Below are 22833 nucleotides of genomic sequence, written 5' to 3'. Positions count from 1 at the left end.
TCGGCCCATGTTCCACATCGTCCTGGTCGAGCCCGAAATCCCGCCCAACACCGGCAATGTGATCCGGCTGGCCGCCAACACCGGCTGCACCCTGCACCTGGTCGAGCCATTGGGTTTCTCGATGGACGACCGCCTGCTGCGGCGCGCTGGCCTCGACTACCACGAGTACGCCGAGGTCCGGCGCCATGCCGGCTGGGAGGCGCTGCTGGCGGCCGAGCGGCCCGCGCCCGAGCGCCTGTTCGCGCTCACGACGCGGGGCACGCGCACGGTCCACGAGGTCGGCTTCCGCCCCGGCGATTGGCTGGTCTTCGGGTCGGAGACGCGCGGCCTCGCGCCGGAACTGCGCGAGCGCTTCCCGCCGCCGCAGCGCCTGCGCCTGCCGATGCGCGAAGGCCAGCGCAGCCTGAACCTGTCGAACGCAGTGGCGGTGACGGTGTTCGAGGCATGGCGCCAGAACGGCTTCGCCTGAGAGCCGGCTGGCGCGCGACCCTCAGCGGAAGCGGCGCACCACCGATTCGGCGACGCAGGCCGGCTTGGGCGCACCCTCGAGCTCGATGGTGGTCTCCCAGACCATCTGGACGCCCTCGCCCGCGATCGGTTCGCAGCTCAGCAGCTTCATGCGCCCGCGCAGCCGGCCGCCGACCGGCACCGGCGTCATGAAGCGCACACGGTTGAGCCCGTAATTCACACCCATGCGCGACTCGACCACTTCGAAGGCCGACTCGTAGAAGCGCGGCAGCAGCGACAGCGTCAGGAACCCGTGCGCGATCGGCCCGCCGAAGGGCCCGGCCTTGGCGCGTTCCACGTCGACGTGGATCCACTGGTGGTCGCCGGTGGCCTCGGCGAACTGGTTGACCTGCTCCTGCGTGACCGTGATCCAGTCGCTCACCGCGACTTCCTGGCCGACGCAGGCGGCGAGATCCTGAAGGGTCTGGAATGTCTTCTTCATGCTTTCACTCTAGCTGGCCAGGGCCTTAGCCGCTGTAGCCGCCGTGACAGTTCAGGGAACACCGCGGAACCGGCTTTGCCGGGCCGCTGGTGTTGCCCCCGGTGAGGGGGTGGGCGGCTACACGAAGTGAGCCAACCTGGGGGAGAGCTAAGCCTCCAGCCATTGGCGGATCGGCTCCCACTGCTCCAGGTCGCGCTGCACCCGGCCCGGCGCGATATCGAAGAGCGTGAGCCCGCGCGCTGCCAGCTGCACGTAGTTCTGCGTGTCGCGCAGCTCGCCGAGCACCGGCACGCCCAGCCCGGCGACGAACTCGCGCAGTCGCTCGGCCGCCAGCGTGCGCCCGTCGACACGCATGCCGACAACACCGACCTTCGTCTTCCCGGCATGGCGATTGGCCAGCAGCTTGTCCAGGAAGTCGCGCGTGGCGTAGATGTCGAAGATGCTGGGCTGCAGCGGCACCAGCACCTTGTCGGCCATCGGGACCACCTCCTTGAGGCGCGAGCCGTGCAGGCCAGCCGGCGTGTCGATCACCGCGTGCGTGGTGCCGCGCGGCGGCCGCACCACGGTGCCGTCGTCCGAAGCCTCCCAGCTCCTGATCTCGCGCGCGGCCGGCGTGCGCAGGCCGAGCCACAGCCGGGAGGACTGCTGCCGGTCGATGTCGCCCAGCATCACGGCATGGCCGCGGCTCGCGAAATACCCCGCAATGTTGGTTGCGAGCGTGGACTTGCCGACCCCACCCTTGGGATTGGCGACCAGGACGACCGGCATGACAGGCTCCTTCCAGGCTGAAGAGACAGGCGCCATGGTAGCCGCGCCCGCCGGCCGTCCCGAGTTGCGCTATGTTCGCGGGCCATGACCACGACAACACCAAGCCCGGGCCGCTCCGCAGGCGGCATCTACCTGCTCGCTGCCCATCCTCATTGGCGCGATTCGCGCGTCAACTGGCAGCTTCTACAGGCGGCCCGCAGCGTGCCCGGTGTCGAGGTCAACGACCTCTATTCCAGCTATCCCGACTACGCGATCGACGTTCAGGCCGAGCAGGCCCGCCTGGCGCGCGCCCGGCTGCTGGTGCTGCTGCACCCGATCCAGTGGTATTCGATGCCGGCGCTGCAGAAGCTCTGGCTCGACGAGGTGTTGAGCTACGGCTGGGCCTACGGCGGCGGCGGCACGGCGCTGCAGGGCAAGGACTGCTGGCTGGTGGCCACCACCGGCGGGCCCGAGCGCAGCTACCACCCGCAGAGCTACAACCGCTATTTCTTCGACGCCTTCCTGCCGCCCTACGAGCAGACCGCCGCCCTCTGCGGCATGCGCTTCCTGCCGCCGCTGCTCTTTCACGGCGCGCGCAGTGCCAGCCCCGAGATGCTGGCCGCGCACATCGAGGTCTTCAGCGAGCGCCTCTCGAGCTACCCCGATTGGCCGGAGATGGAGGACATCCCCGAATGCGCCGCCTGCGAAGTCCCGGCCACCGACCGGCCGCTGGAACACGAGGAGGCCTGATGGAACACGCACCGGGCTGGCTCGTCAACTCGCTGATCTACCTGGGCGCCGCCGTGCTGGTGGTGCCGTTGTCGAAGGCGCTCGGCCTCGGCTCGATCATCGGCTACCTCGCGGCCGGCATCGTCATCGGCCCCTGGGGCCTGGGCCTGGTGACCAACGTGACGGACATCCTGCATTTCGCCGAGTTCGGCGTGGTGCTGATGCTGTTCCTGGTCGGCCTCGAACTGGAGCCCAAGCGCCTGTGGAGCCTGCGCCGGCCGATCTTCGGCTGGGGCACGGCACAGGTCGTCGCCTGCGCGGCCGTGCTCTTCCTCGCCGGCTGGGCGGGCGGCGCGGGCTGGCGCGTGGCCCTGGTCGCGGCGCTCGGCCTGGCGCTGTCCTCGACCGCCATCGCGCTGCAGGTGCTGGGCGAACGCAACCTGCTGCCGACGCCGAGCGGGCAGGCCGGCTTCTCGATCCTGCTGTTCCAGGACGTGGCGGCGATCCCGATCCTCGCGCTCCTGCCCCTGCTGGCGGTGGGCTCCGAGACTGGGCCGGCCCTCACCGGCGCCGACCGAGCGCTCGAGGCGCTGAAGATCGTCGCGGTGGTCGGCGGCATCGTGCTGGGCGGCCGGCTGGTGCTGCGCCCGCTGCTGCGCTGGATCGCGCGCAGCGACACGCCCGAGATCTTCACCGCCGCCTCGCTGCTGCTGGTGGTGGCGATCGCCGCGCTGATGCAGTTCGTCGGCCTGTCGATGGCGCTGGGCGCCTTCCTCGCCGGCGTCCTGCTCGCCGAGAGCGAGTACCGGCGCGAGCTGGAAACCGACATCGAGCCCTTCAAGGGCCTGCTGCTGGGCCTCTTCTTCATCGCAGTCGGCATGAGCATCGACTTCGGCGTGCTGCTGGCCCGGCCGGGGCTGATGGCGCTGGTCGTGGTCGGCTTCATGCTGCTGAAGTGCATCGTTATCTTCACGCTGGCGAAGCTGATGGGACTGCCCTACCAGCAGCGGCCGGTGTTCACGCTGCTGCTGGCGCAGGGCGGCGAGTTCGCCTTCGTCGTCTTCCAGGCAGCCGGGCCGCAGGTGCTGCCGGCCGGCACCGCATCGTTCCTGGTCGGCGCCGTGGCCTTGTCGATGCTGCTGTCGCCGCTGCTGCTGGTGGCACTCGACAAGTGGGTGCTGCCACGCTACAGCGACGGGGCGCCGGTCATGATGGAAGAGATCTCCGAGCAGCAGGACGCCAAGGTGCTGATCTGCGGCTTCGGCCGCTACGGCCAGATCCTGGGCCGCATGCTCAGTGCCCAGGGCCTGAAGCTCACCGTGCTGGACCACGACCCCGACACCATCGAAAGCCTGCGCGAGTTCGGCTTCCGCGTGTTCTATGGCGATGCCACCCGGCTGGACCTGCTGCGCACCGCCGGCGCCGGCACCGCCAAGGTGCTGGTGGTGGCGGTGGACGGCGTGGAGCAGTCGCTCGCCATCGTCGACATGGCGCGCGAGCACTTCCCGAACGCGCGCATCATCGCCCGCGCACGCAACGTGGGCCATCTCTACCAGTTGCTGGACCGCAAGGTCGAATTCATCGAGCGCGAGCTTTTCGAGTCCTCGCTGCGCAGCGCCCGCTCAGTGCTGGAGGGGCTGGGCTGGCCGCCCTACGAGGCGCGCGAGGCGGCGATGCGCTTCCGCCGGCGCAACATCGAGCTCATGCACGAGCTCTACCCGCACTACAAGGACCGCGCCAAGCTGATCGCGGTCTCGAAGGAAGGGCGCCAGCAGTTCCAGGAGCAGATCGCGCGCGAGCGCGAGGAGCGCAAGCAGCGCTCGGGTCAGGACTGGAACCTGGCGACCGAAGAGCAGGAACCCGTTCCTTGAAAAGCCTCGATCGAAGCGGTCGGCGCCAACTCAAGCGTCCAGCTTCAGCAGCCGCACCGCATTGCCCTTCAGGATGCCCGGCATCACCTCCGGCTTGAACCCGGCGTCCTCGAAGTCCTTCATCCAGCGGTCGGGCGTGATCAGCGGGTAGTCGCTGCCGAACAGGATGCGGTCCTTCAGCAGCGTGTTGGCGTACTGCACCAGCTGCTTCGGGAAGTACTTCGGACTCCAGCCCGAGAGATCGATCCAGACGTTGGGCTTGTGCGTCGCCACGCTGAGCGCCTCGTCCTGCCAGGGGAAGCTGGGGTGCGCCATGATGATCTGCATGTCCGGGAAATCGATGGCCACGTCGTCCAGGTGCATCGGATTGCTGTACTCCAGCCGGAGGCCGCCGCCGCAGCGCATGCCCGAGCCGATGCCGCTGTGGCCGGTGTGGAACACGGCCGGCAGGCCGTGCTCGGCGATCACCTCGTAGATCGGCCAGGCCATGCGGTCGTAAGGGTGGTAGCCCTGCACCGTCGGATGGAACTTGAAGCCCTTGACGCCGTGTTCCTCGATCAGGCGCCTTGCCTCGCGCGCGCCCATCTTTCCCTTGTGGGGATCGATGCTGGCGAAGGCGATCATGATGTCGCTGTTCTTCTGCGCTGCCTCGGCGATCTCCTCGTTCGGGATGCGGCGCCGGCCCAGGTTCGACTCGGCGTCGACCATGAACATCACCAGGCCGATCTTCCGCTCGCGGTAGTAGTCGATGCTCTCCTGGATGGTCGGGCGCCGGCTCGACCGGAAATACTTGTCGGCCGCGCGGTCGTACTCGTTGCCGTAGTTGTCGAAGGGGTTCCAGCAGCTCACCTCGGCGTGCGTGTGGGTGTCGATCGCGATCAGGTTGCGGTGGTCCATGGGCTTGTCTCCAGGCTGTGCGAAAACCAAGGGTAAATCCGGGTGCCGAGCCTTGTAACTCGGCTTGAATTAGTTATCTTCGATAACCATAATCGATCATGAAAGGGAGCGCAACCATGACCACCACCACCGACCTTCAACTCGAGCTGCGCGACGAGATCGCCATCATCCGCCTGACGCGGGCTGCCAAGCGCAATGCGCTGTCCGATTCCCTCATCCTCGCCCTGCGCGACACCTTCCAGAACCTGCCTTCCACCGTGCGCGCGGCTGTGATCGATGGCGACGGCCCGCATTTCTGTGCCGGCCTCGACCTGTCGGAGCTGAAGGAGCGCGACGCCGGCCAGGGCATGCAGCATTCGCGCCTGTGGCACGCGGCCCTCGAGCTCGTGCAAGGCGGCCCGGTGCCGGTGGTCGCGGCGCTGCACGGCGCGGTGGTCGGCGGCGGCCTGGAACTGGCAAGCGCCTGCCACATCCGCGTGGCCGACACCACCACCTTCTATGCCCTGCCCGAGGGCTCGCGCGGCATCTTCGTCGGCGGCGGCGGCTCGGTGCGCATTCCCAAGCTGATCGGCACCGCGCGCATGATGGACATGATGATGACCGGCCGCGTCTACGACGCAGAATCGGGCGAGCGCGCCGGCTTCGCCCAATACCTGGTCACCGAAGGCCGATCCTTCGAGAAGGCGCTGGAGCTCGCGAAGAAGATCGCGGGCAACGCGCCGCTCACCAACTACGCCCTGATGCATGCCCTGCCGCGCATCAGCGAACAGCCGGCCGATCATGGTTTCTTCACCGAGGCCCTGATCTCCGGCATTGTCCAGAGCGCCCCCGAGGCCAAGCAGCGCGTGCGCGACTTCCTCGAAGGCCGTGCCGGCAAGGTGACGAAGGAATGAGCCGCACGGCCGCTCCGAAGGCGAATGGCACCGCATTCCTAGGCGAGGTATTCCAATGAGCACCATGGTCCGTTACCGGCCACTCGCTTTCGGCGTGACGCGCGCCGTGCTGCGCGAAGGCGCCCCCGGCATCCGCTACCTGCGCGCCGAGGCCGAGCTCGCGCCCTATGCCGAGCGCATGACCGACCGCCTGCGCCACTGGGCCGAGGCCGCGCCCGATCGCACCTTCATCGCCCGCCGCGAGCGCCTGCCTGGCGGCGGCACGGGCGACTGGATTCGCGTGAGCTACGCCGAGGCGCACCAGAAGGCCCGCAGCATCGGCCAGGCCCTGCTCGAGCGCGGCCTGAATCCCGAGCGCCCGGTTGCCATCCTCAGCGAGAACGGCATCGAGCACGCCCTCATGGCCCTGGGTTGCCTCTATGCCGGCGTGCCGTATTGCCCGGTCTCCCCGCCCTACTCGCTGGTGAGCCAGGACTTCGACAAGCTGCGCCATGTGCTGCGGACGCTGACGCCCGGCCTGGTGTTCGCCGCCGACGCGCAGCGCTTCGAGCGCGCCATCACCGCAGCCGTGCCGGCCGACGTCGAGCTCGTGCTCGCCGAAGGCCAGGTCGCGGGCCGCCTCGCCACCGCCTTCGAGGAGCTCGCCGCCACCCCGCCCACGCCCGCCATCGATGCGGCCCTGCGGGCCACCGGCCCCGACACCATCGCCAAGTTCCTCTTCACCTCGGGCTCGACGAAGCTGCCCAAGGCGGTGATCAACACGCACCGCATGTGGTGCGCCAACCAGCAGCAGCTGCGCCAGTCGATCCCGGCACTGGGCGAGGAGCCGCCGGTGCTGGTCGACTGGCTGCCCTGGAACCACACCTTCGGCGGCAATCACAACGTCGGCATCGTGCTGGACAACGGCGGCACGCTCTACATCGACGACGGCAAGCCCACGCCCGCCGGCATGGCCGAAACCCTGCGCAACCTGCGCGAGATCGCGCCCACCATCTACTTCAACGTGCCGACCGGCTTCGAGGCCATTGCCCATGCCATGGAAAGCGACCCGGTGCTGCGCCGCAACCTGCTGTCGCGCGTGAAGATGTTCTTCTATTCCGGCGCCGCCCTGGCGCAGCCGGTGTGGGACAGCCTGCATCGCACGCAGGAGGCCGAGGTCGGCGAGCGCATCGTGATGGGCACCGGCCTGGGCATGACCGAATCGGGGCCCTTCGCGCTCTACGTCACCGGACCCGAGGTCAAGTCGGGCGACCTGGGCCTGCCCGCGCCGGGCATCGAGATCAAGCTGGTCGACACCGACGGCAAGACCGAGGTGCGCTACCGCGGGCCCAACATCACGCCGGGCTACTGGCGCGCGCCCGAGGCCACGGCCGAGGCCTTCGACGAGGAAGGCTTCTTCTGCACCGGCGACGCGGTGAAGTGGATCGACGAGAACAACATCCACCGCGGCCTGCGCTTCGACGGCCGTATCGCGGAAGACTTCAAGCTCGCCACCGGCACCTTCGTGAGCGTCGGCCCGATGCGCGCCAGGATCATCGCTGCCGGCGCGCCCTACGTGCAGGACGCGGTGCTGACCGGCATCAACCTCAAGGAAGTCGGCGCGCTGGTCTTCCCGACGCAGAAGGTCCGCGAGCTCGCGGGCCTGGCCGCCGACGCCGGCATGCGCGAGGTCGTCGAGAGCGCGCCGGTGCAGGCGCATTTCCAGCGCGTGCTCGACGAACTCGCCCGGAGCGCCACCGGCAGCGCCAACCGCATCGCGCGGCTGCACCTGGAGCACGAGCCGCCCTCGATCGACCGGGGCGAGGTCACCGACAAGGGCTCCATCAACCAACGCGCCGTGCTCAAGCACCGGGCAGAGACCGTCGAGGCGCTGCACGCCGACACCCTGCCCTTCACGCTCAAACCCCAAGGAGACAAGGCATGAAGATCGAAGGACAGGCCGCGCTGGTCACCGGCGGCGCATCGGGTCTGGGCGAGGCGACCGCGCGCGAGCTCGCGCGCCTGGGTGCCAAGGTGGCGGTACTGGATCTCAACGCCGGCCTGGCCGAAAAGGTCGCCGCCGAGATCGGTGGCATCGCCTGCGCGTGCGACATCACCGACACCGACAGCGTGAACGCCGCGCTCGACAAGGCCGCCGCCGCGCACGGCCCGGCCCGCATCCTGATGAACGTGGCCGGCATCGGCAGCGCCAAGCGCATCGTCGGCAAGGACGGCAATCCCGCGCCGCTGGAAGACTTCGTGCGCGTCGTCAACATCAACCTGGTCGGTGCCTACAACATCAGCCGGCTCTATGCGGCGAAGTGCGCCAAGCTCGACCCGCTGGAAGGCGGCGAGCGCGGCGTGATGCTGTTCACCGCCTCGGTCGCGGCCTTCGACGGCCAGGTCGGCCAGCAGGCCTACAGCGCCTCCAAGGGCGGGCTGGTCGGCATGACGCTGCCGATGGCGCGCGATCTCGCGCAGCACGGCATCCGCGTCTGCACCATCGCGCCGGGCCTGTTCGCGACGCCGCTGCTGAAGGAACTGCCGGAGCCCGTGCAGCAATCGCTGGCTGCTTCGATCCCGTTCCCGCCGCGCCTGGGCAAGCCGTCGGAGTTTGCCGAGCTGGCCTGCCACTTCGTCACCAACGGGCATCTCAACGGCGAGGTGATCCGGCTCGACGGGGCGTTGCGGATGGCGCCGCGCTGAAAGACCGGACATCCGAATTCATCAAGGAGACATCGCCATGCAACACCGTCGCCATTTCCTGCACGCCCTGGGCAGCGCTGCCGTGCTCGGCAGCCTGTCGCCCCTCTCGGCACTGGCCCAGGCGCTGGACCAGGTCAAGATCATGTACGGGTTCCCGCCCGGCAGCGCCGGCGACAGCGTGGCCCGCCGAGTGGCCGAGAAGCTGGGCGGCACTGCCTACAGCAAGAACCCGGGCTTCGTGGAGAACAAGCCCGGCGCGGGCGGCCGCATCGCCGTGGAGACGCTGAAGAACTCGCCGGCCGATGGCTCGGTCCTCGCGCTGGCCCCCGTCTCAGCGCTCGCGGTCTATCCCTACATCTATCCCAAGCTCGCCTACAAGCCCGAGGATGTCACCCAGGTGTCGATCGGCGCCATCATGTTCCACGGCCTGGCGGTGGGGCCTTCTGTCCCGGCCGAGGTGAAGACGCTGAAGGACTTCCTCGCCTGGGCCAAGGCCAACCCCGCGCAGGCCAGCTACGGCTCGCCGGGGGCAGGCTCGATGCCGCACCTGCTGGGCGCGCTGCTCGGCCTGCGCGCGGGCGTGGAACTCAAGCACGTGCCCTACCGCGGCACCGTGCCCAGCATCACCGACCTGGTGGGCGGCCAGATCGCTGCCGCCATGAACCCGAGCGGCGACTACCTGCAGTACATGAAGGCGGGCCGCGTGCGCGTGCTGGCCACCTCCGGCCGCAAGCGCTCGCCCTACCTGCCCGATGTGCCCACCTTCACCGAACTGGGCTACCCGGACGTGACCTCCGAAGAGTGGTTCGGCTTCTACGCCCCCGCCAGGACGCCGCCCGCCGTCATCGCCGCTGCCAATGCCGCGATCACCGCGGCGCTGAAGGACAAGTCGGTGATCGATGCCCTCGCCCTGGTCGGCCTGGTGGCGAACGGCAGCACCCCGCAGGAGATGGCGGCCGACCAGAAGGCGGAGTACGAGCGCTGGGGACCACTCGTCAAGCAGATCGGCTTCACGGCGGAATCATGAGCGCGGGGCCGCGCAAGGGCGGGCTGCGCCTGGGCATTCTGAGCCTGGCCTCGGCGCTGGCGGCCTGCACTGCCGCAGGCCCCGGCGCGCCGACGCCGCAGCTCTCGGCGGCACAGCCCGGTCCACTGCTGTCCTGCGCCGACCTCGCATCCAAGGCCGCGCGGCCGGGCACGGTCTACACCAGCGCGGTCGAAGTCGCCGCCGGTCCCGTCCCCGTCGGCAATGCCAGCGTCCCCGCGCCGGCACATTGCCTGGTGCAGGGCCGCATGAACGAGCGCGTCAGTACCGTCGATGGCCAGCGGTACGCCATCGGCTTCGAGATGCGTCTGCCGCGGGCGTGGAACGGGCGCTTCTTCTACCAGGCAAATGGCGGGCTGGACGGCGTGGTGGTACCGGCGATGGGCGGCATCGGTGGTGGCGGCCCTGCGAGCACCGCCCTGCAGATGGGCTTTGCCGTCATCAGCTCGGATGCCGGCCACGCGGGCTCGATGGGGCCGCGCTTCGGCCTCGACCCGCAGGCGCGGCAGGACTACGGCTACAACGCGGTCGCCCAGCTCACGCCCATGGCCAAGCACCTGATCGCGCAGGCCTACGGCCGCGGCCCGGACCGCTCCTACATCGGCGGCTGCTCCAACGGCGGCCGGCATGCGATGGTGGCGGCTGCCCGTTCGGCGGCGCAGTACGACGGCATCCTGGCCGGCAACCCCGGCTTCCAGTTGCCGAAGGCAGCGGTCGCACAGCTCTACGGCGCGCAGCAGTACGCCAGGGTCGCGAGCGCCACCACGCCCACGGGCCAGCCGGATCTCCAGAGCGCCTTCACGTCGGCGGAGCTGCAGCTGGTGGCGCGCCGCGTGCTTGCGCGCTGCGATGCGATCGATGGGCTGGCGGACGGGATCGTCTCCGACGTGAAGGCCTGCCAGGCGCGATTCCGGCTCGACACCGACGTGCCCACCTGCAGTGGCGCGCGCGACGGCAGTTGCCTTGCATCGGCGCAGAAGACTGCGCTCGCCAACGTCTTCGCCGGTGCGCGCAACAGCGCAGGCCGGGCCATCTACAGCAGCTTTCCCTTCGACACCGGCATCGCGGGGGCCAACTGGCGCGACTGGAAATTCGCCAGCCCGGCGACACGCGACGCCGGCGCGGTGGCCTTCATCTTCGCAACGCCGCCGCTGACCGAGCGGCCGGGCGGCCTACCCTTCGCGCTGGGCTTCGAGATGGATCGCGATGCGCCGCTGATCGAAGCGACGTCGGGCATCTATCGCGAGTCGTCCATGGCCTTCATGGCCCCGCCGCTCGCCACGAAGCTGGACACACTGCGTGCGCGCGGCGCCAGGATGATCGTCTATCACGGCACCAGCGATCCGGTCTTCTCCTCCGACGACACGGCCAACTGGTATGAAGGGCTGCAGGCGAACCACGGCGGCGATGCTTCATCCTTTGCGCGCTACTTCCCGGTGCCCGGCATGAACCATTGCGCAGGGGGACCGGCCACCGACCAGTTCGACATGCTGAGCACGCTGGTGGACTGGGTCGAGCAGGGCCGGGCGCCACAGTCCGTAACCGCCAGCGCGCGCGGCCCGGGCGCCGGTGTGCCCAACGCCGAGGTGCCGGCCGACTGGTCGCCCCGCCGTACCCGTCCGCTGTGCCCCTATCCCCGTGTCGCGGTCTACACCGGCGGCGATCCTGAAAGCGCTTCCAGCTTCGCCTGCCGATGAACTACCAGCCCCGTCCCGACGATCAGCGCTTCCTGCTCGACGCCGTGCTCGGCGCCACGCCGCGCCTGCGCGCGCTCGAGCCTTTCGCCGAGTTCGATGACGCCCTCCAGGCGCAGGTGCTCGAGGAGGCCGGCAAGTTCGTGGCCGAGGTGGTCGCGCCGCTGAACCGGATCGGCGACGAAACGGGCTGCCGCCTGGTCGAGGGCCAGGTGCTCACGCCCCCCGGCTTCCGCGAGGCCTACCGGGGCCTGGTCGACGGCGGCTGGCTCGCGCTGTCCGCGGCATCCGAGGACGGCGGGCAAGGACTGCCGGCCGTGCTCGAGGCCATCCTCTTCGAATGGCTGAGCGCGGCCAACCATGGCCTCACGATGGCGCCCGGCCTGCTGCATGGCGCCTACGAATGCATCCGGCATCACGGCAGCGCCGAGCTGCAGCACGCCTACCTGCCGAAGATTGCCAGCGGCGAATGGCTGGCCACCATGTGCCTGACCGAAGCCCATGCCGGCAGCGACCTGGGCCAGGTGCGCACTCGGGCGCAGCCGCAGCCCGACGGCAGCCTGCGGCTGAACGGCAGCAAGATCTTCATCTCCGGCGGCGACCACGACCTGACGCCGAACATCGTGCACCTGGTGCTGTGCCGGCTGCCCGATGCGCCGGCGGGGCCCAAGGGCCTGTCGCTGGCCCTGGTGCCCAAGCTGCTGCCGGATGGCGGGCGCAATCCGGTGCACTGCGAGCGCATCGAGGAGAAGATGGGCCTGCACGGCAGCCCCACCTGCGCGATGCGCTTCGACGAGGCCACCGGCTGGCTGGTCGGCGAGCCGAACCGCGGCCTCGCAGCGATGTTCGTGATGATGAATGCGGCACGCCTGCACGTGGCGCTGCAGGGCATCGGCCTGCTCGATGCCGCCTGGCAGAAGGCCGACGCCTATGCCCGGGAGCGGCGCCAGATGCGCGCGCCCGGCCCGGCGCCGGCCAGCCGCGGCGCCGAGGCCGCCGACCTGATCGTCGAGCATCCGGCCGTCCGCCGCATCCTCGACACCCAGCGTGCCTGGATCGACGGCGCGCGCCTGCTGGCCTACCGCAGCGCGCTGCAGCTGGACATCGCGCGCCACGACGCCGACCCCGCGCCCCGAGAGCGCGCCGAGCGCTGGTGCGCGCTGATCACGCCGGTGCTGAAGGCGGCCTGCACGCAACAGGCCTTCGAAGGCGCGAGCGCCTGCCTGCAGGTCTTCGGCGGCCACGGCTATGTGCGCGAATGGGGCATCGAACAGGTGCTGCGCGACGCCCGCGTCACCATGATCTACGAGGGCACCAACGAGATCCAGGCCATCGACCTGGTGGTGCGCAAGCTCCTGCCCGACGGCGGCGCCGGCATGGCGAGCCTGCTGATCGAGCTGCGCGACGAGCTCGATGCCGCGCGCGAGGTCGACGCCGAGGTGCAGCGCCGCTTCGCGCAGCTGCGCTACCTCGGCACCACCATCGCCCTGGCAGCCCAGCGCGACCCGGCCCTGCCTCATCAGGTGGCCGACGACTACCTGCGGGTGGTGGCGCTGTCCCTGCTGGCCTGGGCCTGGGCGCGCATCGCGCATGCCGCGCCGGAGGCACCGCGCTGGACGGCGCCCGCGCTCGCCTTCCGCCGCTTCGTGCTGCCGGAGTTCGAGATGCGGCTCGGCATGGTCAAGCGCGCCTGCGAAGCCGTCATGTCGCCGGGCGCCACCTAGGGGGCGAGCCCCTACGCCTGCTGCGCAAAGGCAGTTACCCTCGGCCCATGCCTGTCACGCGCAAGAAAGCCGCCATCCCCGCAGTGTCCACCCAGCCGTCGCGCCCGGACCGGCTCGACACCCGCGTGCTCGAAGCCCTGGTGGGCTACAACGCGCGACGCGCCTGGCTGGCAGTGAGCACGGTGTTCGCGGAACGCATGGCCGTCTTCGGGCTGAAGCAGGTGGACTTCTCCGTGCTCTCGCTGCTTGCGCACAACCCCGGCGCCACCTCGCGGCAGCTCTGCGCCACGCTCGACATCCTGCCGCCCAACCTGGTGAGCCTGATCTCCGCCATGGACAGCCGTGGCCTCATCGAACGCCGGCCGCATCCCTACGACGGCCGCGCCATCGGCCTGTACCTGACCCCGGCCGGCGATTCCCTGGTGCGCGAGGCCGAACGCACGGTGGTCGAGCTGGAAGCAGAAGCCAGCGCCAAGCTCACCACGCGCGAGCGCGAGACGCTGATACGACTGCTGCAGAAGATCTATCAATGAACGGGCCCCGCCGCGAGCCAGCCACGGGAGCCTCAGAAGCGCTCGGTCAGCATCAGCACCTGGTGCGCCGCACCGGCCACCAGGCTTGGGTTCGGGTAGTAGAGCTCGCCGTCGATCTCGTGGCGGGAAAAGGCCCTGCGCGCCTCGAAGTAGCGCGTGCGAGCGGCCTCGAACCCCTCCCGCCGCCATGAGGGCTGCGTCGCCTCCAGGCGGGCCCAGTGCTCGGGGCCGAGCGTCGGGCACAGCGGCACCGGCGCTGCGCGTTCGCGCAGCAGCAGCTCGCGCGCCTCGCGGGTGATCGGGTCGACCGCCAGCGCCTTCTCGCGCCGGCGGTCGAGCATGTTGGAAAGCAGGGTTGCCAGGAAAAGGCTGACGAGGGCGAGCGGAATCGCGAAGTCCATCGGCGGTCAGGAAAAATCGTGCGGCTGTCTCACCAGAACTTCCACCAGGGCGCCGACGCGGAGGAACGCGCCGGAGGCAGCGGCTGCAGGCCGGAGTCGCGAATTCGGCGGCGCTGCTCGGCCTCGAGGGCCTGCGCCATGCGGTGCGCCAGCTGGTCTCCCTGCATGGCGCGGATGCGCCACTCGGCAGCCAGGCTCTGCAGCTCGGAATCCTCGAGCTTTGCGGGCGTCGTCATCGAATCGGACATGCGTGAAATTTTGCACACACGACGATGGCGCGGCAATCGTAGAGCTTTGCATTACATGGCCGATCAGGCTTATGTCAGATGCCTGTCACGCTGCCAGAAATCCATCCCAGCTCAGCTTGATTCCGGTCAAAAGCATACCAAGGTACACAAAGCGATAGAACCAGACCGCGTCGATGCGGCGCGCAATCCTGATCCCGAGCCACACGCCCAACGGCGCGATCGGCAGCAGCACCAGCGAGGTCGCCATGTTGCGCCAGTCGAGCAGGCCGAGCCATGCGTAGGGAATCCACTTGCTCAGGTTCACCACGAAGAAGAAGTAGGCCAGCGTCGCGGTGTAGGCCACCGGCGTGAGGCGCAGTGGAATCACGTAGGCATTCACCGGCGGGCCGCCCGCATGCGCAATGAAGCTGGTGAAGCCGCCGATGGCGGTCAGGACGGCGCCGGCGGCTTTCGACGGCGGCGGTGCATCCGGGCGAGGCGGAAAGAGCAGCCGCTGCGCCAGGAACAGCAAGGTGAAGACGCCGACGATGCCCGCCACCGTGTGCGCGGGCAGCACCCGGAACAGCGCCGTGCCGACCAGCGTACCCACCAGGCCGAAGGGGATCAGGAAATACAGCAGCGAGCGATCGAAGTCGCGCCGGAAAGCGGCGATGCCCAGCAAGTCCATCAGGAGCAGCACCGGCATCAGGATTGCCGCCGCCTGCGGCACGGTGACCGCCAGGGCCAGCACGGGCACTGCCAGCGAACCGAAGCCGGCGCCGAAGCCGCTCTTGCTGACGCCGAGCATGAGCACGGCGGGGACCGCGACTGCATAGAAATGCCAGTCGCTGATGATGGGGAGAGCCATGGGGATGCGGAAAAGACACGCCCGCTGCCAGCAGCGGGCAACCGAGCGTAGCAGGAAGCGACGTCGTGTTGCCCGCTCCGGAGCCGCGGCGAGGTGTGCGAAACGCGGAGCCGCCGGCGCAGCGTTCAGGCCGGCGCCACCTGAACCGTCGCCGCGCGGGCGCCCGCTTCGATCACGAAGCGCACCGGCAGGGAGCGCTCGATGACCGCGCAGTTGGTGCGCGTGTGTTCCGTCAGCTCGCTGCAGCTGAACACGGCGGCCTGCCCACTCTGCCACGTCGCCAGCGCCAGCAGCAGCGCCAGCTGGTCCGCCAGGTGCGGCCCGAGCGCCGCTTCGCTCTTCTGGAAGGCGCGCACTTCCTTCACGAGCCGGTGCGCCACCTGCTCGGCCGACAGCGCCTTCTCGCCGAAACTCGTGAAGACCTCCGTCACATGCTCGTAGGCGAGCGTCGCCATGAGCGCATTGCCCGGTCCCTCGTTCTGCCGCGTGCCGCCGCTGCGCAGTTGCTCGCCGGACCAGCCCATCGCGCTGCCGAGCGCGTCGAGTTCGCGCGCTGCGACATGCCGCGGCAGGCCGGGCGCGAGGCACTCGGCATACGCGTGCTGCAGCGCGCCGCGTGCCCGCAGGTCGAAGGGCTTCGGCCCGCCGGCCGCCGGCACCAGCATCGCGTCTACCGCGCCGCCACCGGCCGGGTAGAAGCCGCAGCGATGCAGCGTCAGCCGCAGATCGGCTCCCATGCGGCGCACCAGCGGCGCATAGGCGCGCTCCAGGAAGTGAAAGGGCGGCGCCATGGGGTTGTGCGTGCCGCCGGCGAGCGCGATGCGGCTCGGCCCATCGGCCAGCAACAGCGCGGGCAGCACTGTCTGCAGCACCAGCATGCAGCTGCCCGCGCTGGCCACGGCGAAGCGGTAGTCGCCTGCGCGCACCGGGCCGGGCAGGAAGCGCAGGGACTGCGAGCCCAGCTCCGCGCCTTGCACCCGTGCGCCGCTGACCTCGGCCGCCGCATGCACGCAGGCCAGATGCTGGCGCATCAGGCCCGGCTTGGGCCGGCGCGCACGGATGTTGTCGATGGCCAGGGCCTGGCCGGTCGCCATGGCCAGCGCCAGACCTGTGCGCAGGATCTGGCCGCCGCCTTCGCCTTGCGAGCCGTCGAGTTCGATCATCTTTTCTTCTGTCTTCATTCTTCTGTCTTCATCTTCTTGTCGTTCGAATGCAGATCAGGTCGCCTGCCTGCCCAGGGCCTTGGCGGCAGCATAGGCCGCGGCACGTTCCCGCTGTTCGCGAAGCGCATGACGGCAGGCCCGGCAGCGCACCGCCGTGCTGTCGATATGGCCGTGGGCTCCTGGCCCTGTCCTATCCCTTCACACACACCACCTGCTTGAGCGTGTACACCACCTCCACCAGGTCCTTCTGCGCCTCCATCACCGCGTCGATGTCCTTGTAGGCCATCGGGATCTCGTCGATCACTTCCGCGTCCTTGCGGCATTCGACGCCCTGCGTAGCGGCGATCTGGTCGGCCACGGTGTAGAGCTTCTTCGCCTTGGTGCGGCTCATCTTGCGGCCAGCGCCGTGGCTGCAGCTCATGAAGCTCTCGGGGTTGCCCTTGCCGCGCACGATGTAGCTCTTGGCGCCCATGCTCCCGGGGATGATCCCCAGCTCGCCGGCTTTCGCGCTCACCGCGCCCTTGCGGGTCACGAGCACCTCCTGGCCGAAGTGCGTCTCGCGCTGCACGTAGTTGTGGTGGCAGTTCACCGCTTCCACGTGTGCCTCGAAGGCCTTGCCGATCACCTTGCGTGCGGCCGCGACCACGCGCTGCATCATCACCTCGCGGTTGGCACGCGCGAACTTCTGCGCCCAGCCCACGGCGCGCACGTAGTCGCCGAAGTACCGGGCCCCTTCCTCGAAGTAGGCCAGGTCCTGGTCGGGCAGATTGCGCTGGTGCTGCTCGGCATCCTTTTTCGCTAGCTCGATGAAGTGGGTGCCGATCGCATTGCCCACGCCGCGCGAGCCCGAATGCAGCATGAACCACACCGAACCCGCTTCGTCGAGGCAGACCTCGATGAAATGGTTGCCCGTGCCCAGCGTTCCCAGGTGCTTGTGGTTGTTGGTGTTCTTCAGGCGCGGGTAGTCCTCGCAGATCGCCTCGAACTCATCGACCAGCTGGGCCCAGGCGGCATCGGTCTCGTCGGGTGGGGTTTCCCAAGAACCCTTGTCGCGGCCCTTGCGCTTCGGGTTGCTGCCGTGCGGCACGGCCTTCTCGATCGCCGAGCGCAGCGGGCCCAGGTTGTCGGGCAGGTCGTTGGCGTGCAGCGTGGTCTTGCACGCCATCATTCCGCAGCCGATGTCCACGCCCACCGCGGCCGGGATGATGGCCTTGAAGGTCGGGATCACCGAACCCACGGTTGCGCCGATGCCGTAGTGCACGTCCGGCATGGCTGCGATGTGCTTGAAAACGATGGGCAGGCGCGCGGCGTTCTCGAGCTGTCGCTGTGCCTCGTCCTCGACCGGCACGCCGCGGGTCCACATCTTCACGGGCACGCCGTTCGCGACGGGATGCACTTCGTAGTTCTTTTCTTGCATGACTTTTCCTGCGTTCGGGAGGGTGCCGATTGCACCCTCCCCGACTCACGCCACAACGGCGCTTGCCGTCCTGTTTGCGAAGAGTGTGCCAAGTCGGCACGACAGGGTTCAGACCCGATCAAGTCCTTGATGGCAAAGGTCTTTTTGGCTGGCCGGACCGAGGCGCTCTGCGCACCGGTCCTCGTTCACTAGAATATTGGCTAGCTATTTATCCAGATGAAATCCATCGTCGTCATCGGCTTCCTCGGCACGCAGCTCGACGCCGGCCTGGGCGCTGGCCGCTGGGAGAAGTGGCGCCCCACCGTCTCGCTCGCGCAGCACGAGGAGATGGCGGTCGCGCGCATGGAGCTGCTCTACACGCCGCGGCACCAGGCGCTGGCCGAGCGGGTCCAGGCCGACATCACCGCCGTCTCGCCCGAGACCACGGTCCGGCTCGTGCCGCTCGAGATCGAGGACCCGTGGGATTTCGGCGAGGTCTACACCGGCCTGTACGACTGGGCCCGCGCCTACCCCTTCGACACCGAGCGCGAGCAGTACTGGGCGCACATCACCACCGGTACCCACGTCGCGCAGATCTGCTTGTTCCTGCTGGCGGAGTCGCGCGTGATCCCCGGCGTGCTGGTCCAGACTTCGCCGCCCAAGCGGCAGCGCGAGGGCGACCCCGGCAAGTACGTGCTGATCGACCTCGACCTCTCTCGCTATGACGCGATGGCGCGCCGCTTCGACGCCGAGCAGCGCGACGCCGTCGCCTTCCTGAAGAGCGGCATCGCCACGCGCAATGCGCGCTTCAATGCGCTCATCGACGAGATCGAGCGCGTGGCCGTGCGCTCGCGCGCGCCGATCCTGCTCGCCGGCCCCACGGGCGCGGGCAAGTCCTTCCTGGCGCGTCGCATGTTCGAGCTCAAGCAGTCGCGCCACCAGGCCACGGGCCCCTTCGTCGAGGTCAACTGCGCCACGCTGCGCGGCGACGGCGCGGCATCCACGCTCTTCGGCCACAAGAAGGGCGCGTTCACCGGCGCCGCCGGCGACCGCGCGGGCCTGCTGCGCACCGCCCACCAGGGCGTGCTGTTCCTCGACGAAATCGGCGAACTCGGCCTCGACGAACAGGCCATGCTGCTCAAGGCCATCGAGGAGAAGCGCTTCTTCCCAGTGGGCGCCGACAAGGAGGTGGCCAGCGACTTCCAGCTCATCGCCGGCACCAACCGCGACCTGCGCAGCGACGTGGCCGAGGGGCGCTTTCGCGACGACCTCTTCGCGCGCATCAACCTCTGGACCTACGACCTGCCCGGCCTCGCCCAGCGCCCCGAGGACATCGAGCCCAACATCGACCACCTGCTGGCCCTGCACGCGGCCGAGAACCACCGCGTGGCGCGCTTCAACGCCGAGGCGCGCGCCGCCTACCTGCGCTTCGCGCGCAGCCCCGAGGCGCACTGGAGCGGCAACTTCCGCGACCTCTCGGCCAGCGTGACGCGGTTGGCGACGCTGGCCGACGGCGGCCGCATCACGACCGCGCTGGTCGATGCCGAGATCGCGCGGCTGCGCTGGCTCTGGAAGCGCGGCACGCCCGCCGGCGGGCCGCAGACGGCCGACCTCGGCGCGCTGCTCGGCCCCGAACGCGAGGCCGAGCTGGACCTCTTCGAACGCCTGCAGCTCGAGGCGGTGCTGCGCGTTTGCCGCGGCGCGCGCACGCTCTCGGACGCCGGCCGCCAGCTGTTCCAGGCCTCGCGCGCGCAGCGCTCGGTGGTCAACGACGCCGACCGCCTGCGCAAGTACCTGGCCAAGTACGGGCTCCAATGGAGCCAGTTGTCACCCCCTTGACGCCCGCCATGAAGCATTTCAACGCCGACAGCACCCGGTCCGCCCTGGATTTCGCTCGCCTGATTCCCGCACTGCGCGCGGCCTTCGCGGGCGAGGCCACGGTCCCGCCGCGCCACGTGCATGCCGTCGAGGCCGGCGCCGACCGCGGCACGGTGCTGATCATGCCGGCCTGGAGCGAGGCGGGCTACCTCGGCATCAAGACCATCAACATCTTTCCCGGCAACGGCGCCCGCGGGCTGCCCGGGCTGCACGCCACCTACGTGCTCTACGACGCACACACCGGCGTGCCGCTGGCGATGATGGACGGCAACGAGATCACCGCTCACCGGACGGCAGCGGCCTCTGCGCTGGGCGCCTCCTTTCTCGCGCGCACGGATGCGCGGCGGCTGCTGGTGCTGGGCACCGGCCGCGTCGCACGCCTGCTGCCGGCCGCGCATTCGGCCGTGCGCGCCATCGACGAGATCCACGTGTGGAATCACCGCCCCGAGGGCGCACAGGCCTTGGCAGCCCAATGGCGCAGCGAAGGCTGGAATGCGCAGGCCGCGACCGACCTGGAAGCCGCCGTGCGCAGCGCGGACATCGTGAGCTGCGCGACCCTGGCGACCTCGCCCCTGGTCAAGGGCGAATGGCTCGCACCGGGTTCGCACCTGGACCTGATCGGCAGCTTCACACCGCAGATGCGCGAGGCCGACCCGGCCTGCTTTGCCGGTGCGCGGACTTTCATCGATACCGAGGAGGCCATGCTCAAGGCCGGCGACCTGCTCGATGCGATCGCGGCCGGCACACTGTCGCGCGACGCGGTGCAGGCCACGCTGGCCGACCTGTGCAAGGCCAGGCACCCCGGGCGTGCGAACGACGCCGAGCGGACGGTCTTCAAGGCCGTCGGCAGCGCGCTGGAAGACCTCGCGGCCGCCACCCTGGTGTGGGAGCCGCTGCGCTAGCGCTCGGTCGAGGGGGTCTCGCGTCTCGCGAATCGGGAACGCCAGGGCTCATTCGACCGTGGCGCCCGAGACCTTGACGATTTCGGCCCACTTGGCGCCTTCCTTAGCGATCAGCGCCGCGTACTCGGCCGGCCCGCCCAGGAGCGGCACTGCGCCCTCGACGTCGAGCCGCGACTGGAACTCCGCGCTGGCCGCGACCTGCAGCATCTGTGCCGCGAGCTCCTTCACGAAGGCGTCGGGCGTGCCTCGCGGCGCGAGGACGCCGTAGGTCAGCGTGCTCTCGAAGTCCGCGAGGGCGCGAACACCCGATTCGGCGATCGTGGGCACCTCGGGGAGCGAAGGCAGGCGCTTCTCGCCGGTCACGGCGATCGCGCGCAAGCGGCCGCCCTTGACCAGCGCCAGCGCCGGCGGGATCACGCTGAACATCAGCTGCACCTGGCCACCCGCCAGGTCGGTGAGCGCCGGGTTGGTTCCCTTGTAGGGGATGTGGTTGAGCTTCGTGCCGGTGCGCTGCTCGAAGAGCTCCCCGGTCAGGTGGCCGCCGGTGCCGCTGCCGCTCGACGCGTAGTCCAGCTTGCCGGGGTTCGACCGGGCTTCCGCCACCAGCTCGGCCACGGTCCGGATCTTCGAGCCGGCGGGTACCACCAGCACCAGCGCCGAGGAGGCGAACATCGCCACCGGCACCAGGTCCTTGCGGGCGTCGAAGCGCAGCCCCTTGTAGAGCGCCGGGTTGATGGCCACGGTGCCCGTATGGCCCAGCAGCAGCGTGCTGCCGTCCGGCGCACTGCGCACCACCTGTTCGCTGCCGAGATTGCCGCCCGCGCCGGGCTTGTTCTCGACGATCACGGCCTGCTTGCGCAGCTCGCCGAGGCTCTTGGCCATCTGGCGCGCGAACACGTCGTTGCCTCCACCCGCCGCGAAGGGCACCACGATCCGGATCGGCCGGGCGTCGGAGGACTGCGCGCGCGCAGGCAACCCCGATGCCGCCAGCGCCCCCAGCAGCAGTGCGCGTCGAGCGAGCGTCATCAGACCCGCTCGAGGATGACCGCGATGCCCTGGCCGACGCCGATGCACATGGTGCACAGCGCATAGCGGCCGCCGCCCTTGTGCAGCTGGTTGACCGCGGTGGTCGCCAGCCGCGCGCCGCTGGCGCCCAGCGGATGGCCCAGCGCGATCGCGCCGCCGTTGATGTTGACGCGCGCGTCGTCGTCCTTGAGGCCGAGCAGGCGCAGCACCGCCAGGCCCTGCGCGGCGAAGGCCTCGTTGAGTTCGATCACGTCGATCTGGTCGAGCTTCAGGCCGGTGAGCTTCAGCACCTTCTCGGTGGCGGGCGCCGGGCCGATGCCCATCACGCGCGGCGGCACGCCGGCAGTGGCCATGCCCACCACGCGGGCGCGAGGCGTCAGGCCGTACCTGGCCGCGCTCGCCTCGTCGGCCAGCAGCAGCGCGCAGGCGCCGTCGTTCACGCCGCTGGCATTGCCGGCCGTCACGGTGCCGTCGGGGCGCACCACGCCCTTGAGCTTGGCGAGCGCTTCCATGCTGGTGTCGCGCGGATGCTCGTCCTTGTCCACGGCGACCGGGTCGCCCTTCTTCTGCGGCACGAGCACCGGCACGATCTCGGCGTCGAAGAAGCCCGACTTCTGCGCCGCCACCGCGCGCTGCTGCGAGGCCAGCGCCATGCGGTCCTGGGCCTCGCGCTCGATCTTGTGGTCGGTCGCCACGTTCTCCGCCGTCTCGGGCATGGAGTCGACGCCGTACTGCGCCTTCATCAGCTTGTTGACGAAGCGCCAGCCGATGGTGGTGTCGTACACCGCATTGCTGCGGCTGAAGGCGCTCTCGGCCTTGGGCATCACGAAGGGCGCGCGGCTCATGCTCTCGACGCCGCCCGCGATCATCAGCCCGGCCTCGCCGGCCTTGATGGCGCGCGCCGCGCTGCCCACGGCATCGAGGCCCGAGCCGCACAGCCGGTTGATGGTGGCGCCGCCCAGCTCCAGCGGCAGGCCCGCCAGCAGCGCCGACATGCGCGCCACGTTGCGGTTGTCCTCGCCGGCCTGGTTGGCGCAGCCGTACAGCACGTCGGTCACGGCCTGCCAGTCGACTTCCTTGTTGCGTTCCATCAGTGCCTTGAGCGGCACGGCGCCCAAATCGTCGGTGCGCACGCTGGACAGGGAGCCGCCGTAGCGGCCGAAGGGGGTGCGAACGGCGTCGCAGATGAAGGCTTGGTTCGTCAT

22 protein-coding genes are annotated in these 22833 nt (G+C 69.6%); 12 read left to right on the top strand and 10 right to left on the bottom strand.

Going from position 1 to position 22833, the window contains the following annotated elements; translation table 11 throughout:
• Positions 1 to 7: 7 nt before the first annotated feature.
• A complete protein-coding gene (locus tag ACMGEZ_RS01260) occupies positions 8 to 469 on the top strand; it encodes a tRNA (cytidine(34)-2'-O)-methyltransferase (protein WP_436820427.1) in 462 nt (153 codons plus the stop codon).
• 21 nt (positions 470 to 490) lie between these two features.
• On the opposite strand, the gene ACMGEZ_RS01255 is transcribed toward ACMGEZ_RS01260, so the two are convergent.
• Positions 491 to 949, bottom strand: coding sequence for a MaoC family dehydratase (locus tag ACMGEZ_RS01255; protein ID WP_436820426.1), 459 nt, complete (start codon positions 947 to 949; stop codon positions 491 to 493).
• A 147-nt stretch (positions 950 to 1096) separates the two neighbouring features.
• Entirely contained in the window at positions 1097 to 1717 is a 621-nt protein-coding gene (locus ACMGEZ_RS01250; RefSeq protein ID WP_436820425.1) for a ParA family protein, read from the bottom strand.
• 84 nt (positions 1718 to 1801) lie between these two features.
• On the opposite strand from ACMGEZ_RS01250, the gene kefF reads away from it, so the two are divergent.
• Both kefF and kefC read left to right on the top strand, forming a co-directional pair.
• Positions 1802 to 2446 carry a glutathione-regulated potassium-efflux system oxidoreductase KefF gene (kefF, locus tag ACMGEZ_RS01245; RefSeq protein WP_436820424.1) on the top strand — a complete coding sequence of 215 codons (645 nt, stop codon included), beginning with the start codon at positions 1802 to 1804 and terminating at the stop codon, positions 2444 to 2446.
• Positions 2446 to 4296 carry a glutathione-regulated potassium-efflux system protein KefC gene (gene kefC, locus ACMGEZ_RS01240; RefSeq protein WP_436820423.1) on the top strand — a complete coding sequence of 617 codons (1851 nt, stop codon included), beginning with the start codon at positions 2446 to 2448 and terminating at the stop codon, positions 4294 to 4296. The genes kefF and kefC overlap by 1 nt, the downstream gene beginning before the upstream one ends.
• Positions 4297 to 4326: 30 nt before the next feature.
• Here the strand turns inward: kefC and ACMGEZ_RS01235 are convergent, their stop codons facing one another.
• Positions 4327 to 5193 carry an amidohydrolase family protein gene (locus tag ACMGEZ_RS01235; protein ID WP_436820422.1) on the bottom strand — a complete coding sequence of 289 codons (867 nt, stop codon included), beginning with the start codon at positions 5191 to 5193 and terminating at the stop codon, positions 4327 to 4329.
• Positions 5194 to 5309: 116 nt separating this feature from the next.
• On the opposite strand from ACMGEZ_RS01235, the gene ACMGEZ_RS01230 reads away from it, so the two are divergent.
• The 7 genes from ACMGEZ_RS01230 to ACMGEZ_RS01200 are packed head-to-tail and all read left to right on the top strand — an operon-like array spanning position 5310 to position 13767.
• The gene (locus tag ACMGEZ_RS01230) at positions 5310 to 6086 is read left to right on the top strand and encodes a crotonase/enoyl-CoA hydratase family protein (protein ID WP_436820421.1); all 777 of its coding nucleotides are present in this window, start codon (positions 5310 to 5312) and stop codon (positions 6084 to 6086) included.
• A gap of 55 nt (positions 6087 to 6141) precedes the next feature.
• Positions 6142 to 8010 carry a feruloyl-CoA synthase gene (locus ACMGEZ_RS01225; RefSeq protein ID WP_436820420.1) on the top strand — a complete coding sequence of 623 codons (1869 nt, stop codon included), beginning with the start codon at positions 6142 to 6144 and terminating at the stop codon, positions 8008 to 8010.
• Positions 8007 to 8771: an SDR family NAD(P)-dependent oxidoreductase gene (locus tag ACMGEZ_RS01220; protein ID WP_436820419.1), complete on the top strand. Its 765-nt coding sequence runs from the start codon at positions 8007 to 8009 to the stop codon at positions 8769 to 8771. The genes ACMGEZ_RS01225 and ACMGEZ_RS01220 overlap by 4 nt, the downstream gene beginning before the upstream one ends.
• Before the next feature lie 37 nt (positions 8772 to 8808).
• On the top strand, positions 8809 to 9798 hold the full coding sequence (locus tag ACMGEZ_RS01215; RefSeq protein WP_436820418.1) for a tripartite tricarboxylate transporter substrate-binding protein: 990 nt from the start codon (positions 8809 to 8811) through the stop codon (positions 9796 to 9798).
• Positions 9795 to 11513, top strand: a complete 1719-nt coding sequence (locus tag ACMGEZ_RS01210; protein ID WP_436820417.1) for a tannase/feruloyl esterase family alpha/beta hydrolase — start codon at positions 9795 to 9797, stop codon at positions 11511 to 11513. The genes ACMGEZ_RS01215 and ACMGEZ_RS01210 overlap by 4 nt, the downstream gene beginning before the upstream one ends.
• A complete protein-coding gene (locus tag ACMGEZ_RS01205) occupies positions 11510 to 13234 on the top strand; it encodes an acyl-CoA dehydrogenase family protein (RefSeq protein ID WP_436820416.1) in 1725 nt (574 codons plus the stop codon). The genes ACMGEZ_RS01210 and ACMGEZ_RS01205 overlap by 4 nt, the downstream gene beginning before the upstream one ends.
• A gap of 47 nt (positions 13235 to 13281) precedes the next feature.
• The gene (locus ACMGEZ_RS01200; protein WP_436820415.1) at positions 13282 to 13767 is read left to right on the top strand and encodes a MarR family winged helix-turn-helix transcriptional regulator; all 486 of its coding nucleotides are present in this window, start codon (positions 13282 to 13284) and stop codon (positions 13765 to 13767) included.
• A gap of 32 nt (positions 13768 to 13799) precedes the next feature.
• On the opposite strand, the gene ACMGEZ_RS01195 is transcribed toward ACMGEZ_RS01200, so the two are convergent.
• From ACMGEZ_RS01195 to ACMGEZ_RS01175, 5 genes are all read right to left on the bottom strand, one after another.
• Positions 13800 to 14168 (bottom strand): hypothetical protein, encoded by a 369-nt coding sequence (locus tag ACMGEZ_RS01195; protein ID WP_436820414.1) that lies wholly within the window; start codon positions 14166 to 14168, stop codon positions 13800 to 13802.
• 29 nt (positions 14169 to 14197) lie between these two features.
• Positions 14198 to 14404: a hypothetical protein gene (locus ACMGEZ_RS01190; RefSeq protein WP_436820413.1), complete on the bottom strand. Its 207-nt coding sequence runs from the start codon at positions 14402 to 14404 to the stop codon at positions 14198 to 14200.
• 97 nt (positions 14405 to 14501) lie between these two features.
• Positions 14502 to 15263: a sulfite exporter TauE/SafE family protein gene (locus ACMGEZ_RS01185; RefSeq protein WP_436820412.1), complete on the bottom strand. Its 762-nt coding sequence runs from the start codon at positions 15261 to 15263 to the stop codon at positions 14502 to 14504.
• Between the two features lie 125 nt (positions 15264 to 15388).
• A complete protein-coding gene (gene rtcA / locus ACMGEZ_RS01180; RefSeq protein ID WP_436820803.1) occupies positions 15389 to 16426 on the bottom strand; it encodes an RNA 3'-terminal phosphate cyclase in 1038 nt (345 codons plus the stop codon).
• 190 nt (positions 16427 to 16616) lie between these two features.
• Positions 16617 to 17843, bottom strand: coding sequence for an RtcB family protein (locus ACMGEZ_RS01175; protein ID WP_436820411.1), 1227 nt, complete (start codon positions 17841 to 17843; stop codon positions 16617 to 16619).
• Between the two features lie 216 nt (positions 17844 to 18059).
• On the opposite strand from ACMGEZ_RS01175, the gene rtcR reads away from it, so the two are divergent.
• Both rtcR and lhpI read left to right on the top strand, forming a co-directional pair.
• Positions 18060 to 19661 carry an RNA repair transcriptional activator RtcR gene (gene rtcR / locus ACMGEZ_RS01170; RefSeq protein ID WP_436820410.1) on the top strand — a complete coding sequence of 534 codons (1602 nt, stop codon included), beginning with the start codon at positions 18060 to 18062 and terminating at the stop codon, positions 19659 to 19661.
• Between the two features lie 8 nt (positions 19662 to 19669).
• Complete coding sequence (gene lhpI, locus ACMGEZ_RS01165; protein ID WP_436820409.1) at positions 19670 to 20602, top strand: bifunctional Delta(1)-pyrroline-2-carboxylate/Delta(1)-piperideine-2-carboxylate reductase; 933 nt, start codon at positions 19670 to 19672, stop codon at positions 20600 to 20602.
• Between the two features lie 48 nt (positions 20603 to 20650).
• Here lhpI and ACMGEZ_RS01160 read toward each other — a convergent pair whose 3' ends face one another.
• Both ACMGEZ_RS01160 and pcaF read right to left on the bottom strand, forming a co-directional pair.
• Positions 20651 to 21628: a Bug family tripartite tricarboxylate transporter substrate binding protein gene (locus tag ACMGEZ_RS01160; protein ID WP_436820408.1), complete on the bottom strand. Its 978-nt coding sequence runs from the start codon at positions 21626 to 21628 to the stop codon at positions 20651 to 20653.
• Positions 21628 to 22833, bottom strand: coding sequence for a 3-oxoadipyl-CoA thiolase (pcaF, locus tag ACMGEZ_RS01155; RefSeq protein WP_436820407.1), 1206 nt, complete (start codon positions 22831 to 22833; stop codon positions 21628 to 21630). Before pcaF ends, ACMGEZ_RS01160 begins: the two co-directional genes overlap by 1 nt.

It is taken from the genome of Variovorax stachyos, from assembly GCF_051400855.1.
Taxonomy (GTDB): Bacteria; Pseudomonadota; Gammaproteobacteria; order Burkholderiales; family Burkholderiaceae_C; genus Variovorax.
The sequence above is the reverse complement of the archived record's forward strand: the minus strand, read 5'-3'. Positions and strand labels throughout refer to the sequence as shown.

Bases quoted from the DNA above. Each gene is read 5' to 3' on its own strand.
- kefC (WP_436820423.1), top strand. From the start codon at position 2,446: ATGGAACACGCACCGGGCTGGCTCGTCAACTCGCTGATCTACCTGGGC.
- ACMGEZ_RS01260 (WP_436820427.1), top strand. From the start codon at position 8: ATGTTCCACATCGTCCTGGTCGAGCCCGAAATCCCGCCCAACACCGGC.
- ACMGEZ_RS01255 (WP_436820426.1), bottom strand. From the start codon at position 949: ATGAAGAAGACATTCCAGACCCTTCAGGATCTCGCCGCCTGCGTCGGC.
- ACMGEZ_RS01220 (WP_436820419.1), top strand. From the start codon at position 8,007: ATGAAGATCGAAGGACAGGCCGCGCTGGTCACCGGCGGCGCATCGGGT.
- ACMGEZ_RS01250 (WP_436820425.1), bottom strand. From the start codon at position 1,717: ATGCCGGTCGTCCTGGTCGCCAATCCCAAGGGTGGGGTCGGCAAGTCC.
- ACMGEZ_RS01160 (WP_436820408.1), bottom strand. From the start codon at position 21,628: ATGACGCTCGCTCGACGCGCACTGCTGCTGGGGGCGCTGGCGGCATCG.
- rtcR (WP_436820410.1), top strand. From the start codon at position 18,060: ATGAAATCCATCGTCGTCATCGGCTTCCTCGGCACGCAGCTCGACGCC.
- ACMGEZ_RS01185 (WP_436820412.1), bottom strand. From the start codon at position 15,263: ATGGCTCTCCCCATCATCAGCGACTGGCATTTCTATGCAGTCGCGGTC.
- pcaF (WP_436820407.1), bottom strand. From the start codon at position 22,833: ATGACGAACCAAGCCTTCATCTGCGACGCCGTTCGCACCCCCTTCGGC.
- ACMGEZ_RS01175 (WP_436820411.1), bottom strand. From the start codon at position 17,843: ATGCAAGAAAAGAACTACGAAGTGCATCCCGTCGCGAACGGCGTGCCC.
- ACMGEZ_RS01230 (WP_436820421.1), top strand. From the start codon at position 5,310: ATGACCACCACCACCGACCTTCAACTCGAGCTGCGCGACGAGATCGCC.
- lhpI (WP_436820409.1), top strand. From the start codon at position 19,670: ATGAAGCATTTCAACGCCGACAGCACCCGGTCCGCCCTGGATTTCGCT.
- ACMGEZ_RS01235 (WP_436820422.1), bottom strand. From the start codon at position 5,193: ATGGACCACCGCAACCTGATCGCGATCGACACCCACACGCACGCCGAG.
- ACMGEZ_RS01210 (WP_436820417.1), top strand. From the start codon at position 9,795: ATGAGCGCGGGGCCGCGCAAGGGCGGGCTGCGCCTGGGCATTCTGAGC.
- ACMGEZ_RS01215 (WP_436820418.1), top strand. From the start codon at position 8,809: ATGCAACACCGTCGCCATTTCCTGCACGCCCTGGGCAGCGCTGCCGTG.
- ACMGEZ_RS01195 (WP_436820414.1), bottom strand. From the start codon at position 14,168: ATGGACTTCGCGATTCCGCTCGCCCTCGTCAGCCTTTTCCTGGCAACC.
- kefF (WP_436820424.1), top strand. From the start codon at position 1,802: ATGACCACGACAACACCAAGCCCGGGCCGCTCCGCAGGCGGCATCTAC.
- ACMGEZ_RS01225 (WP_436820420.1), top strand. From the start codon at position 6,142: ATGAGCACCATGGTCCGTTACCGGCCACTCGCTTTCGGCGTGACGCGC.
- rtcA (WP_436820803.1), bottom strand. From the start codon at position 16,426: ATGATCGAACTCGACGGCTCGCAAGGCGAAGGCGGCGGCCAGATCCTG.
- ACMGEZ_RS01200 (WP_436820415.1), top strand. From the start codon at position 13,282: ATGCCTGTCACGCGCAAGAAAGCCGCCATCCCCGCAGTGTCCACCCAG.
- ACMGEZ_RS01205 (WP_436820416.1), top strand. From the start codon at position 11,510: ATGAACTACCAGCCCCGTCCCGACGATCAGCGCTTCCTGCTCGACGCC.
- ACMGEZ_RS01190 (WP_436820413.1), bottom strand. From the start codon at position 14,404: ATGACGACGCCCGCAAAGCTCGAGGATTCCGAGCTGCAGAGCCTGGCT.